Origin of the sequence: Bradyrhizobium sp. BLXBL-03 (genome assembly GCF_051853015.1) — a bacterium.
Taxonomy (GTDB): domain Bacteria; phylum Pseudomonadota; class Alphaproteobacteria; order Rhizobiales; family Xanthobacteraceae; genus Bradyrhizobium; species Bradyrhizobium manausense.
Genome location: NZ_CP182470.1, coordinates 7651481 through 7666157, shown reverse-complemented (window position 1 = coordinate 7666157; position 14677 = coordinate 7651481). Strand labels below are relative to the sequence as shown.

The 14677-nt window shown below is 59.0% G+C and carries 6 protein-coding genes; 4 read left to right on the top strand and 2 right to left on the bottom strand.

The window, feature by feature from the left end:
* Positions 1–117: 117 nt before the first annotated feature.
* Positions 118–1980 (top strand): NEL-type E3 ubiquitin ligase domain-containing protein, encoded by a 1863-nt coding sequence (locus tag ACNJX9_RS36170; RefSeq protein ID WP_439406883.1) that lies wholly within the window; start codon positions 118–120, stop codon positions 1978–1980.
* A 481-nt stretch (positions 1981–2461) separates the two neighbouring features.
* On the opposite strand, the gene ACNJX9_RS36165 is transcribed toward ACNJX9_RS36170, so the two are convergent.
* Complete coding sequence (locus ACNJX9_RS36165; RefSeq protein ID WP_439406881.1) at positions 2462–2611, bottom strand: hypothetical protein; 150 nt, start codon at positions 2609–2611, stop codon at positions 2462–2464.
* A 16-nt stretch (positions 2612–2627) separates the two neighbouring features.
* The gene (locus tag ACNJX9_RS36160) at positions 2628–4016 is read right to left on the bottom strand and encodes a methyl-accepting chemotaxis protein (protein WP_439406879.1); all 1389 of its coding nucleotides are present in this window, start codon (positions 4014–4016) and stop codon (positions 2628–2630) included.
* Positions 4017–5922: 1906 nt separating this feature from the next.
* On the opposite strand from ACNJX9_RS36160, the gene ACNJX9_RS36155 reads away from it, so the two are divergent.
* From ACNJX9_RS36155 to istB, 3 genes are all read left to right on the top strand, one after another.
* Positions 5923–11340 carry a Ulp1 family isopeptidase gene (locus tag ACNJX9_RS36155; RefSeq protein ID WP_439406878.1) on the top strand — a complete coding sequence of 1806 codons (5418 nt, stop codon included), beginning with the start codon at positions 5923–5925 and terminating at the stop codon, positions 11338–11340.
* 173 nt (positions 11341–11513) lie between these two features.
* Positions 11514–13052: an IS21 family transposase gene (istA, locus tag ACNJX9_RS36150; RefSeq protein WP_439406519.1), complete on the top strand. Its 1539-nt coding sequence runs from the start codon at positions 11514–11516 to the stop codon at positions 13050–13052.
* Positions 13053–13067: 15 nt separating this feature from the next.
* Positions 13068–13811 carry an IS21-like element helper ATPase IstB gene (gene istB, locus ACNJX9_RS36145; RefSeq protein ID WP_439406521.1) on the top strand — a complete coding sequence of 248 codons (744 nt, stop codon included), beginning with the start codon at positions 13068–13070 and terminating at the stop codon, positions 13809–13811.
* The last annotated feature ends 866 nt before the right edge of the window (positions 13812–14677 follow it).

Here is a 14677-nt window from a genome sequence, read left to right as displayed (position 1 = left end):
GAAAGCCCGGATTTGTGCGGACCTGCTTGCGTCTTGCTGCAAGTGCTCGGCCGGCGAATGAGCTTCAAGATTCACGCTCCGGCGTATTCCCTAATTTAGTACCGCAGAACGGCATCGATGAATTTAGAGCGGGCCCAGCTTGGTGCTGGCACTTCTTCCGAGGCTTCCCATTCTGAAAATTCAGAACCAGGCTCCCCGGCTGCGGCGCAGTGGGGTGAAGCCTTGACGGATGCGCTGGCGGGCGCGACGAATCCAGCCTCATCGCAGGATCAGGTCCTGGCGAGCTGGGCTGCCGAAGAGGGGCGGCACGCGGATGAGGATCGGCAACAGGCGGTCAGTCGGACGAGGGCTTGGCAGCAGGAGGGTGATCTCAACGAGACGCTGGATCTGTCGTCCCTGTCCCTGACCGCATTGCCCGTCCCCCTGCCGGCCGGGCTGCGTCGCCTGAATGTCGATAATAATCAGCTGACTAGCGTGACCGATAACCTTCCGGTCGGTCTCCAGCGGCTCTACGCTAGCAATAATCGGCTGGCCAGTCTGCCCGAGCTTCCAGCCGCACTTCGGCGGCTCTACGCGATCAGTAACGGATTGACCAGCATGCCTGCAAATTTACCGCGTGGGCTCCGCCGCTTGAACGTCACCAACAACCAGCTGACGAATCTGCCGATCCTTCCGGCAGACCTTCGAGAGTTGGACGCCAGCGGCAATCGGCTAACCAGCCTGCCCGACCTTCCAGCCGAGCTCGAGCGTCTGAACGTCGACTACAATCAACTGGCCAATCTGCCCGAGCTCCCGGCCGGGCTCGAATGGCTCAGTGCTAACAACAACCAGCTGAGCAGTCTGCCCGCGTCGGTGCCGCCAGACCTCCTATGGCTCGGCGCCAGCAATAACCAGATTACCAGCGTGCCCGCGACCTTGATGACGCAGCTGGGTCGCGACTCCAGCGTTGACCTCGAGAATAATCCGCTGCCCGGAGCGGTGCAGACCAACCTCGCGACAACCATGCATTCGGCGGACTATGCTGGCCCGCAGATCTTTTTCTCAATGGCCGAGGGAGTGCTGGAGGTTGAGCCGCGGCCCCTGCATGAGGTCGCCGCGGATTGGCTTGAGGGGCAGCCGGACGCGGTGGTTGCCTGGCAGGGCTTCGCCCAAGAGCCGGGTGCCCAGGAGTATGCTCGTTTTCTCGACAGGCTACGGGGCACTGTGAACTCTAGAAACGACTCCTTCCGACAAGCGGTGGTCGACGATCTGCAGCAGGCGGCGGCCAGGCCGCAATTGCGCGAGCAGTTTTTCCAGCTGGCTTTTGCAGCGAGCGAGAGTTGCGAGGACCGCATTACTTTGACCTGGAACGGCATGCGGACTGCGCGCCTGAACGCTGACGTTCAGGACGGCGCGTACGACGGACGCCTTGACGAACTGCTCCAACATGGCCGTGTCATGTTCCGCTTGGAGGCGCTAAACGAGATCGCGCGCGAGACGGTCAATTCGCTTCGCCGCGCCGACCCGGAGGCCGATATCGACGAGATAGAAGTCTATCTTGCATACCAGACCCAGCTGCGAGAGCCGCTGGAACTGCGGCACATCGCTCCGGATATGCGCTTCTTGAACGTCTCCCACGTCACCGAGGACGACATTGCCAGCGCCGAGATGTTGGTCCGCAGGCAAGAGGCGACGGGCTTCGCGGGCTATCTGGCTACGCGCTGGCAACCTTGGGAAAGCGTGGTGAGGCGCATCGCACCCCAAGAGGATGCAGCGATGCAGGAGCGGCTCGTCGATGCGATGGACGATGAGTTTCGAACTCGCTTGCAGCAACGGCTCGCCGACTATCACCTGACCGGCGACGACCCAGCATCCTCATCCACGCCCTGGCTGCACGATGCGGAGCGGCAGCTCGGAGCCGGAATTCGCAATGAGATTGCCCGCGAGATCAAAACGGAGGTAATGCACAGGGTGCTCAGGGAGCGCGGCCTTAGTTTATAAAGTCCCGATTGCAAAGTCGCAATTTCTGCCTTTCCCTCAAAATCTCCCGATCCGATCCGCCGTCAAACGTGAGATGCGCCTTCTTCGAGAAGATTGAGGAAGTCGCTTTCATTTCGACGATGTGCGAAGCGTCGGAAAAAGCCGCGGCAGAGGCGGGCACCCTTGCCGCCAGCGGTAGCGCCTCGGTATCACTTGGGCGGCGGCCAGATGGACACGCGGCAGCGAAGGCAAAGACCTATCTGGCGCCATCACGACCACGAACTTGGTGGTCTGTTGTCAGATGCCGCCGGACAGCCCATCAGCCGTTGCGCGTTGATGACCCGGTCGGCTGGCCCGCTTACGAATATCGACCCTTCGAATACGCACCTGATATCTTTGACGATGAATGGACTGGAGCATCCGCTTTATCCACTCTCCAAAGTTTCGTTAGCCCATCGCGCTGCGGACGATCTTGTCGGCACTGACAACGAACGAAATCTTCTCAGCCCATTGCCAATGGACGGCGATTTTCTTCGCCGGCCTGAAACCTAACCAGATGCGCGCCCCGCAACCCTTTTGGATTGCGGCCGATTTGCGGGATCAGAACATTGCGGCCTAGCAGCAAACTGCTTTCCGATCGCGGCGGCGTCATGCATCCCGCCACCGCACTACGCCCGTATTTTGATCAAGAAGTCATTGACCTGTCCCTCCAACGAACCAAGATTCGTGCTCAGCTCTTGGACGTTATCAACGACCTGGCCGGCCGACGAGCCAGAGGCGCGCGATGCATCATTCAGTCGGTCAATATCTCGAGATGCCTCGCCCATATCCGAACTAATGAGTGTGATGCGCTTCGAGATGTCATTTGTGACAATCGATTGCGCTTCTATCTCAGCCGATATGCTCCTCGATATTTCGCGCATCTTGTCTATGATCCCAGCGATGTCAGCCATCGCCGCAGTCGTCAATCCCGTCCTTTCACGAATTGCAAGAATCTGAGCATCAACCTCGCTCGTCGCCTTTGCGGCCTGGGCCGCAAGATTCTTTACTTCGCTTGCCACCACTGCAAAACCTCTGCCCGCTTCCCCAGCTCGCGCGGCCTCAATCGTCGCGTTGAGCGCCAGCAAATTGGTCTGTGATGCTATTCCCTCGATGAGTTGGACGACGCTGCTGATCTTCGTAACCGACGCAACGAGCTCGTTGAGTGTTGCTTCAGCGTGCGCCGTCTTATCCCGTGCAGATTGCGAAATGTTCGCCGCTGTCGAGACCTGCCTCCTGATCTCAGAGATTGAAGCGGAGAATTCTTGGGCAGCTGACGCAACGGCGCTCGAGTTTTCCTCGGTCTTTTTCACGATCCCGGTCATGCCCTCAGTCCGAAGGCAAACATTGTCTGTCGACGATCTAATTGTCGACGAGACTGTTTGCATGTTCCTTATGGAGTTCGCCACAACATCGACAACCCGCGAGACGTCGTTCTCGAAATTGTTCGCAAGGCTCAACCTCTCCTCGCGCATGCGGACCAGATCAGTTATGTCCTGCCAACCGCTCACGACTATCGGGCGGCCTTCGAAGTTGGAAACAACAAGACTTGTTCTGACCGGAATGGAAGTCTGATCTTTGCGGCGAAGCCACCACTCGATTGCGACATGGCCTGCTTCCATTACCGCTTTATTGGTCTCTTCGAACATCTGCGCAACGCTCTTGCCATTCGGCTGCGGATCAAGCGAAAGCGAGGCAAGTGCCAGCCCTCTCATTTCTTGTCTTTTAGAAAAGCCAAGTATATGAGCTGCTGCATCGTTGCTCAGGACGCAGCTGTCGGCGTCGAAAACTACGATGCCGTCTTTAAGTGACTCAAACGCATTGATGGCCATCCTATCGTCGAAAGTTGGTTCTGCGGCCTTTGTTCGCTTCGATGTCGCGAACGAAAAAACCAGCATTAATCCACCAACGAGCAGCCCGCTCCAGAAGTGAATTGACAATACGTCTGTATTGGCAGCCACCGTTGCGGCCGGAACAGACAACACCAGCGCGAGATTAGATATTCGATTGTGCCACATCGGCGCCCCGACTGCGAATGACCCTAATGCAAGTGGCTATATCGATTCTCGATTAAAACTCTCTTTCAGAGAGAAACGGCCTGTCGGCGTATGACATGCTGACACACGCGCACACGCTTGCCGAAGTGGAGGACACGAAAACGCTTTGAATGCGATCAAATCGACGTTCGGCCAAGAATAAGTACTTCGTTTTCCGCAGTCGGCGCGTCGATACAAGACATATCTGTTGCTCGGGCGGCTCGACAAACGGAACATAAATGATACCCAAGAATCATCATTCGAACCGCGCGCACATACGAGAGTATGCTGACTTATACGTAGGTATGGTCGGAGCTAAGCGATTCATACATTCCCTGAAAAGAGTCGAGCCGTGAGACAAAACGGAGTGCGGCTGTCCGACCCAGCGTGTCCGTCCCCACAAAGTTCTTCATGTCGACGGCGGTGCGCAACTAGCCTGTTCGCAGAATTGAGTGCATTTGGCACAACGTGCCGTTCTCTTCGCTTCTTTTGGGGCGGGGCAAAACCAGTCTGTACCCGATCGTCGGCTTGCCCGAGCTCGCAAGAATGAGTTCAAGCGTAATGGGCGGTATGTACCACAATGCAAATGCGGTCGACTTACGTATTGCCCGAAAGAAAGGCCGCCAAATGGCGGCCCAAAAAAGTCAGACTTGGCACTAGGTCAAACGATTAGGCCCAAAAAAAATAGCGCCGGGTAAAACAGACAACGATGCAAACCAGATGTCCGGTGCGGAAAACTACCTAGAATGGCAGGGGCTGCGGCCTCGGCCAGGCTGTGTGTCGAGCAGGTTCACGGGGAGCTGTAGGGCAGAAGACCGCGTGGCATTGGCTTGATAAAAGCTTGACGAATGCGGCGCTCATTGCGCGAGCTCGTCCGCGATATCGGCAGTGGCAATCGCACAACAAGGCTAGGCCGCCTTGTACGGCCGAGGTCAGTGTACCGCCGTTGCTGTCGTAGCACTTTCGAATCGCGATGATGCGAGAGAGAGTGCTTGTCAACCCGATTGCGAGCAGGTCGTTAGGAGCGGCGTCGTGTGGCTCTCCAATCGGGCCGATCCGCGTTCAGAATTGCGTGCTATCCGCCAGGGCCATCTGATCCCGACCCTGCTCGTCCGTAAGCCTGAAGTCAGTGCTCGATCGGGGCTCGGTCGGCGGATCAGGACCGTCTCGTCATGCTCGCTCTGTGACGGGGCTGCGCCGCAAACGAGCCGAGTACGAAGGTATCGGTGGGACCACGAGGACCAAGCGTCAGAGTTCGGCTTTTTGTGCTCGCGCGTTGCGCTTCAGACCAGGTGTCGGGAATTGAACCAGACGAGATCGTCGTTGGCAAACCAAACGGCTAGAGATTTCCCACATGCCGTCGCTCTTTGAGCGCGTCCCAATTCGTCTAAGGATCGGAACGGCGCTTGCTTAACGACCGGGGGAGCCAACGTCTTCAGGTGCCGGCGGTCCAATATATTCGCCTGTAATGGGTCCGGGACATCGGTTCTTCAAAAACAGGGGCTGGTAACATGTCCGGCGCTGCCGCTGCGTTTCTGTGCTCTTCAAGCTCTATGATCGGCTCAAGCAAATGGTTCCGAAGCTCGGCGGCCGCACCTACGGCACAGGCCGGGCACGACCTGACGCTCGCCTCCAATGTCCGACGTACGCACGTCATCCTGCGCAGAACTCGGAGGAGCGTTGTCGTCAGGTTCCCGACAGCTATCGATCATAGCAGTCTCTAGGACTAAATCATTGCTGCGATCGCAATGCAAGAACGCTGGAGCGCGTGGCATGTTGGGGCGTTCACGCTAATTTTTGCTCGGCTCCGATGCAGTCGGCTCATTCCGTGACAAATCACAACCGACCCCAGGCTTCAAATTGGCCTATAATCCGAAAGCGAGAACGAGTGGAGTTCCCATCAACCAACTGGATGCGTCAACCATCGGGCAGTGCGGAGCCGCAAGAGAACTCACCGGCTCCGTCCGCGGCGGCCTTTGAGCAGCAGCTGAGCGAGATCGGCAATTCAGGCAGCCGGGTGCTGATGCCGTCGCCCATTCATCAGCTCGGCGCATCGCCATCGGAGGCTCAGTCCATCATGCAAGGGAGCGGGCCAGAAGGCGCGCCAGCATTGCAGAGTGCAGGCGGTGGAGCGATGGAGGCCGCCTCGGCGCTGGAGCGGAGTCAGTCAACTGGAGTTTTGGCAGGTGGTAGCAAGCGCCCCGTTTACCCCCAGGATGCTCTTATTATCTTGAGACTTGAGCCAGCTCTCATAAAAGGGGGAGCTGCGAAACGCACCGCAGGGAACAATGTAAGTAATCTTCTTACTTTGGACCGTTGGCTCTTTGAAAATAAGAAGGAGGCTATTGCTTCCCGGCTTGATGACGAGTCGCTGGCTACTGATGTCGCCGAGTTCATAGGCAAGGGTGGTACCAAAAAGGTTCACAAGGCGCTAGACCATCTCCGCACCGCCGAGTTATCGGGCGGAGTCGTGCCGATCGCTGGCCTCGCCGAGTTGACTCCTTATCCCGAGGACGCAGCTCTCATCAAGGAGTACAAAAACGAAGAACGGACATCTACCGCCCGGAACTATTCAACTGCTCTTAGCAGGTTCAGTGCCTACCTGCGTGAAAAGAAAAAACGCAGCATTACGGGTCGGCTTTCCGATAAATCGCTAGACGAAGATATCCGCGCCTACAAGAAAGGGCCCGTTCGTGACCCGCAGATCGGGTCCGCACTGGCGCGTCTCCGAAAGTCCCGAGCGGGCGCCCAAGCGATAGAACTCGAGCGTCAGGTGCTGCCAGCTCCTTTGAAAGACGCGATCCTGATGGAGTCGCCATCCGTTGGGGGCGCCGCTGCGCAGCACAGCGCATCGGAGCTAGCCATCCAGTGGCCAGAGGTCCTTCGTGCGGAAGGGCACGATGGGGATCTAGTTTCGGGCACGACGGACGAAGCCAGCCCCTCGTCGTCTCCCGAGACAACCTCGCAAGACGGAGCATCGCCAGAGCAGACGCCGCTCATCATGCCAGGGAGTGCGCCAGAAGACACTCCAGCGTCTCATCGTGGAGACGGTGGAGCGATGTTGGGCGCCTCGGTGCTGCAGCCGCGCGAGTCAACTGGGGTTTACGTCGATGGCAGCATGCGCCCTCTTTATTCCGATGACGCATCCCTTATCGTGGGGCTTGAGGAGACCATCGTTGGGTCCAATGGAGAGCATCTTCTCAGCTTGGCTCGTTGGCTCTTTGCAAACAGCAGGCCCGGCATTGCTGCTCGGTTGCACGACGACTCACTCAGCCAGGATGTCGAAGAGTTCGAGAGGAGCTATGGTTCATCGTCCGTCGTTACGGCCTTAGCTCTTCTCAGGGCTCCTCGGTCGACGGAAGTAGCGCCGCCGCGCGTGAAACGCACTGTTCTGAATCCTTATCCCGATGATGCGGTGCTCATCAATCAATACAAAGCAGCGCCCGCGCAAGGGATCACTCAAGATACCGCCAAGAGCTACGCAACCCTTCTGGCCGACTTCAGTAACTATCTGCGGAACAAAATCAAGGCGGGCATTGCTGCTCGGCTCGCCAACCGGTCGCTGCATGAACTAGATAAGGATGTCGAGGGCTATAAAGACTCCGGCGGTAAACGGAAGATCCGTACCGCACTCGCTCATTTCCTAAAATCGCCGGCGGCCGCCCTAACGATGGGGCTTGAGCGCCAGCTTCCCTCCCGACCTGAACGTGCGGTCGTGACACAGCCGAGATTCGCTGGAGATGATGCTACACAGCACAGCGCATCGCTGGGAGCTGTCAGCGGGGCGGCGGTCCTTCCTACGGGGGGGCACGATCAGAATTTGTCTTGGGAGATGATGGACGAAGCGTCGTCGACGCTTGAGCCAACCGCGCAGCTCACTGCGTCACCACCGGCGACCCAGCCCATCATGCAGGCGAGCGCGCATGAATACACCCGCGCGTCGCAGGAACGCCGTGGGACGATGCCCGGGGCTTCCGCGCTGCAGCCGGGCCAGTCGCCTTGGGCTTTCGCAGGTCTGATCGGAGATCCTCTTTATTCCCGGGACGCGTCCCTTATCGAAGAACTAAGACCAGCGCTCATCAAACGCGGCTTCAAACCCCGCAGCATCAGGGACAATGTCAATGCTCTTCTCAGATTGGGGCGTTGGCTCCTTAAAAACAACAAGCCGGAAATTGCTGCTCGGCTTAACCACGAGTCGCTGGATGAAGATACCAAGGCATTCGACAAGACTAAGAACCGGTCCACCCTTACGGCATTAGGTCATCTCCGGGTATCCAAGTTGGAAAGCGGAAGCAAGCCGATCGCAAGCCGCGCTGACTGGAATCCCTACGATGATGATGCGGCCCTTATTAAAGAATACAAAGCAACCGTCACCACGAACCGCAAAACTGCGAACAAATACGCAACCGCTCTTAGTAGCTTCAGTGAGTACCTTCGCAAGGGCAACAAACCGGGATTTGCTGCTCGGCTTTTTAATAAGTCGTTGGATGAAGATGTCACGAGCTATAGGAACGAGCCCGGCAGTAATCTGAAGATCCGTGCTGCTCTGTCTCACTTACGAGAATCGGCGGCAGGCGCCCGAGCAATCGAACTCGAGGGGCCGGCTGAGCAACCTGGCGCCGCGGCTGACGGTGACGAGTCCTTGGGTCCTTTCAACGGGCCCCGCGACAACAATCACTTTCTGGACGAGCTGATGGGTTGGAGCAATCTCTCTCCAAGCGAGGAAGTCCTCATCAACAATGAGCAAGACACCCCGGAGGTGAGACCAGCGGAGAGACTGGGTGCTTTGAAGAATTCGCAAGGCCTTCCCAGTGAGCACCAGCTCAGCGAGAGCGATAACTTAGACGGGCGTGTGCCGCAGGCCTCCGCGCACGACGTGGATGCAGCATTGCCTGAGGTGCGACCCACGATGCATGTAAGCGCGTACGAATACTCCACCCAATCGCATGCTGCAGGCGAGCGGATCGAGTTCCCCACCGGGTCGAAGGGACGTTCTCGTCGCGGACCCCTTGCTGACTTGGGGCCTAGCACGCGCCCAATTCATCCTGAGGATGCGTCTTTCATCTCAGGGCTTAAGGAAGCAATGGTTCTGGCAAATTACCGGGAGAGTACCGCAGATGCCAATGTACGTGCTCTTCGCAGGCTAAGCCATTGGCTCTTGCTCAGCGAGAAGCCGGCCATCAACGTTCGGCTTGAGGACAAATCGCTGGATCAGGATGCCGAGAAGTCCGGTGATCGCTTCATCGGTATAGCATTAGCTCATCTTCGGGAGTTCAAGTCGACCCGCGGAATTGCTCCAATCGCACAGCGAGTTAAGGGGACGGGGAAGTCCGCAGCGCAGCCCAGCGCCTCGCATGGGCCTTTCAGTTGGCCCGAGGAGCTCCCCCCGGGGGAGGACGATCAGGATGTTCCCGAGGAAGCCTTCAGCTGGCCAGAGGAGCTCGCTTGGGAGAGTAATCATCAGATGTCTCTCGAGCCATCGGCGCATGAGCGTCACGCGCCCGATCCCAGCGGGGCTTTTCACGCCTTGAACTGGGACCGTGAGCACCAGCAGGCGTCAGGTGAGCTGCTGCATGGACTTGACATCAACAATCTCCCACCAGGTGAGGAGGTGCTCATCAATTATGAGCAGAGAACGGTGGAGTTCACAGCAGCGAAGAGGCAGAGGATATTAAGTCCGCAACGTCTCGACACGATCTGGCAGTCGGCCGGGGCAGTTATGCCCAACGCAGGAGCGGTTGACGATTCTCTCTATCCCGGCGATGCGGATCTCATCAAGAAGTACAAAATGAAAGCTGCGACTGAGGGTACTTCAGGTACGGCTAACATCTATGCGTCCATGCTCAGCGAGTTCAGTCGCTACCTTCGAAACAACAAGCACGGCATTGATGCCCAACTTAACGACCCGTCGCTCAATGAACTGGATCAAGATGCCAGGCTATATAAAGAGGCCGGAGGTTACAGAGCTATCAACGCAGCGGTGGCTCATCTCCGGAACGGAGCGAGCAAACGCATTCCCGCTCCTTTTTACGTTGCGGACGCGTCTCTTATTGCAGGACTCGAGCCCGTGCTCATCGACGCGGGGTATGAGGCGAACACGGCCAAGACCCAATATGTTCGTCCTCTTCGCAGATTCAGCCAGTGGCTATTTGCAAACAACAAGTCGGGACTCGCTGCTCGGCTCAACGAAGAGTCGATAGACAACGATGCAGCGGAATTCGAAAAAGGTCGGAAGAAGCGGGCCCTTCCTACGGCTCTAGATCGTCTCCGGAACTCCCAGTCCGAGGGCGGAATAGCATGGATCACAGTCCGCTTGAGAGACGTTGAGAGCGTCGCTCCGGAGCACAATTGGCCAGAGGAGCTTCCCCCGGAAGGTGACGATCAGGATCTGCTTGGGGAGATAGAGGAAGAAAGCCGGCCGTACGAGAGGACCACCTTTGAGCAGACACAGGAGGTAGAACAAGTTCGACGGTCGGAATCCAGGTCCAGCTCAACCTGGTCGCCACAGATGCCGTTTGACCTTGATTGGAGTCTTTGGCAGGCTTGGGAAACCGCGCCATCTTTGCCTATTGCGGCTCAATCGCCGTCCATACCGCACGAGCTGCGTGACGATGCTCACTATGGCCTTCCGCGCACGCCGCCCTCCGGTGCTCCGGCCGGAACTTGGGATCCGACAGCCTCGATCTGCGGCTCCAGCGGGCGGGTGCTCGAGGACCTGGAATGGTTGGGCGATGAGCATATCCGGGCGGATTACGCACTCCTGGTGCAGGAGTTGCAGAGGGACAATCCGGATCTGGCGGCCCGGTCTCGATTCGTGGAGCCCGCGACAGCCCATCTGCTGCGAAGGACCCTGAACGAGGACGTCCTCCTGGAAAACCTGCAGGGAATCGTCAATGACCAGAATGGCAACGATACCGCCCGCTTCGTGTTTATGCCAGTAAATGACGATGAGGAGAATGGCGGCCGCCATTGGTCCTTGCTGCTCCTTGATCGCGGCGCGCCGGAAGGGCCGGTTGCCTATCACTACGACTCCGCCGGAGGACGCAATCACACCTATGCAGCAAAGCTGGCAGAAGTGCTGCATGCTCGCCTGGAGCAATCCCGAATGGCTCAGCAGCAGAACAGTTGCGATTGCGGCGTCTACGTGGTGGACGGCACGCGAGAGCTGGTTAGCCAATTGTCGCAAGGGCAACGGCCAGAGCTGCTAAACCTCGGCAACCTCGTCGCGGATCGGCGGGCACTCCAATACCGTCTCAGAGCTAACCGCCGCACGGCCAATGGGCGTGCGTGTTCCAGCCGATCGTGATCACCGATTCCAGGCCATCGTGATCACCCATTCCAGAGCATCGTGATCATCGTTTCCAGCCGATCGTGATCGCTATTTCCAGCGATCATGATCGGGGGCAACGGGGAGGCGCGCACCGCTGACAGTCTGCAACCCGGCTACCTTGGTCTTTTGCCCAACCGCAGAGGATCGAGATGCCGACAGAGAGACTGTCCATGCGCCACATTCGTGAAGTTCTACGCCTGCACTACAGCGTCGGCATGTCGCAACGCGCCGTTGCCCGCAGCCTCGGCTTGGCCCAAGGCACGGTCAGCAAGTACCTCAACCGCGCCCGCCGCGCCGGCCTGACCTGGCCGTTGCGGCCAGAGCTGGATGACGATGTCCGGCTCGAGAACCGCCTGTATCCGCCACCCTCTGATCGGCCCAGCGACGAACGTCCGCAGCCGGATTGGGCGCTCGTGCATCGCGAGCTGCGGCGCCCGAACGTCACGCTGATGCTGTTGTGGGAGGAGTATTGCGACGCAAGCTCCGACAGCTTCAGCTACTCATGGTTCTGCGAACGCTACAAGGAATGGGCCGGCCGCCTCAAGCCGACCCTGCGCCAGGTTCATGTCGCCGGCGAGAAGCTGTTCGTCGACTATTCCGGCCACACGATGGAGGTGGTTGACGGGCTCACGGGTGAGGTGCGCAGCACGCAGATCTTCGTCGCCGTGCTCGGCGCCTCGAACTACACCTACGCCGAGGCCAGCCTCAGCCAGAGCCTGCCGGACTGGATCGCTTCGCACGTTCGGGCCTTTGCCTTTTTCGGCGGCGTGGCCCGGCAGACGGTGAGCGACAATCTGAAGGCCGGTATCACCCGGGCTTGCTTCCACGAGCCGATGGTCAACCGGACCTATGCCGATCTCGCCCGCCATTACCGCACCGCCATCGTTCCAGCGCGGCCGTATCGGCCGCGCGACAAAGCCAAGGTCGAAGTCGGGGTCCAAATCGTCGGGCGATGGATTCTGGCGCGCTTGCGCAACCGCCGCTTCTTCTCGCTCGCCGCCCTCAACGAGGCGATCTACGCGCTCCTTGTCGAGTTGAACGATCGACCTCTCCGGAGCTGGGGGCGAAGTCGGCGCGAACTGTTTCAGGAGCTCGATCATCCGGCGCTCACCCCCTTGCCGGATGAACCGTACGAGTATGCCGAGTGGAAGCGCTGCCGGGTCAACCTCGATTATCACGTCGAGATCGCCAAGCATTACTACAGCGTCCCTCACAACCTCGTTCATCAGGAGGTTGAGGCCCGCATCACCCAAAAGACCGTCGAGATATTTCTCCGCGGCAATCGGGTGGCGTCGCATCTGCGCAGCACCTTGCCACATCGCCCGACCACGATTCCCGAGCATATGCCGAGCTCACATCGCCGCTATCGCGACTGGACCCTTGAGCGCATTCGTTCGGAAGCCGCCAAGGTCGGTCCCGATGCCCAGACGCTGATCGACGTCATCCTGCGATCGCGGCCACATCCGGAACAGGGCTTCCGCTCGGCCATCGGCATTCTCGGGCTGGTCAAGCGCTACGGCCAGGAACGCGTCGATGCCGCTTGTGCCCGGGCCCTCCTGCTCAACGCCCGGTCGTACAAATCGGTCGCCGCCATCCTCAAGAACGGCACTGACAGAACTGCTCCTCCCGCCGAGGAGGCGCCCATCCTCTTCCATACCAACATCCGTGGCCGCAGCTATTACAATTGATCAGGAGAGATCAGCATGCTCATTCACCCCACCGTCGATCGCTTGCGCGCACTCGGCCTCGCCGCCATGGCCGATACCTGCGCCGAACTGCAGAACAATCCCGAGGCGGCCGAGATGCCGCACGCCGATTGGCTCGGCCTCCTCGTCGATCGCGAGGTCACCGCCCGCGACAACCGCCGCCTCACGCGCCGCTTGACCAGTGCCAAGCTCCGTCAAGCCGCCACCATCGAGAACGTCGACTATCGCACCGCCCGTGGTCTCGATCGTTCGCTCTTCCAGAACCTCGTCACCTGTCAATGGATCCGTGACAGCAACCACCTGGTCATTGTCGGCCCAACCGGCACCGGCAAGTCCTGGCTTGCCTGCGCGCTCGGCAACAAGGCCTGCCGCGACGGCTTTTCCGTCCTCTACAAGCGAACATCCCGTCTGTTCGCCGATCTCGCCCAGGCGCGCGGCGAAGGCCGTCTGGCGCGCCTGATCGCGGCCCTGGAGCGCGTCAATCTCCTCATCCTCGACGACTGGGGACCCGAACCGCTCACCGCCGACCAGCGCCGTGATCTGCTTGAGATCGTCGATGATCGCTACGACAAGGGGTCCTTGTTGATTACAAGTCAGGTCCCCGTGTCGCAATGGCATGACGTCATTGCCGATCCCACCCTCGGCGATGCGATATTGGACCGCATCATTCACAATGCCCACCGCATCGAGCTCAAAGGCGACAGTCTACGGCGTCAGGCTGGCGAAAAGAAAAAACCGTGAGCACCTCGCGCACGATCGGCCCGCCGGCCCACAGGCCCCTCCCGCGCGCGTCGCTACGTCGCTCGTGGGGGCACTCCGCGCCGCGCACGGGGCCCTCCCATGGACCGCCGGGACGATCTCCAAACCAACCCGCCAATCTTGACGAGGAGACTATTTCCAGCCCAGATGCAATCGTCAGCCGTGTTCGCCTCCGCACCTGATCGCGATCACTGGAATCCGTGATCACCATCGCCTGGAACACCTGATCACCATCCCTGGAATGCGCAGGGCGCTCCCAATTCGCAATGTAAGGACTAAAACTTGGCACCCTTTCAAGCCGCGATGAGGAAGTTAGAAAGCGCGGCGAGACCATGTTGCATGGTTTAAGAGTTGGCCTTGACAGCAAGTCTCCCTTCTGTGCCCGCGACACACCGCCAGGTGTTCGGAGGCACTGCTTTGCAGACAGAAGGCTGGCTAGTGTGAGCGTGCGGGTCACTTGATCACTGTAGCGGCCGGAGCTACTCGAGCCCATATGACCCGCTACTGAGCTTTCATCAGCGGCAGTTAGAGTTTCGGGGTTCGTGCAGCGAGACCTGTAGTGAGGCCGAACTTTGGACCACCCAGAATTAGAGTTTTGCGCCTCTTGGAGCGAGACCGAAGTTTGGACCACCCAGACCTAGAGTTTTGCGCCTCTGTCACGTTGGCGGGCTGGATGCGCCAAGGTGGGTTTGCAGCAAAATCGGCCGTCGACGATCATTCCCTCTCGTGGGACCTGGCTCCGTTCGTTATGGCGGTCTATGGCTTGCTTGAGCCGCCGCCAAGCCGGCGAGCGCAACCGTTAACGATAAGGCCTATCGGGTCGCGTATGCGCGCCGATGACTCAATGG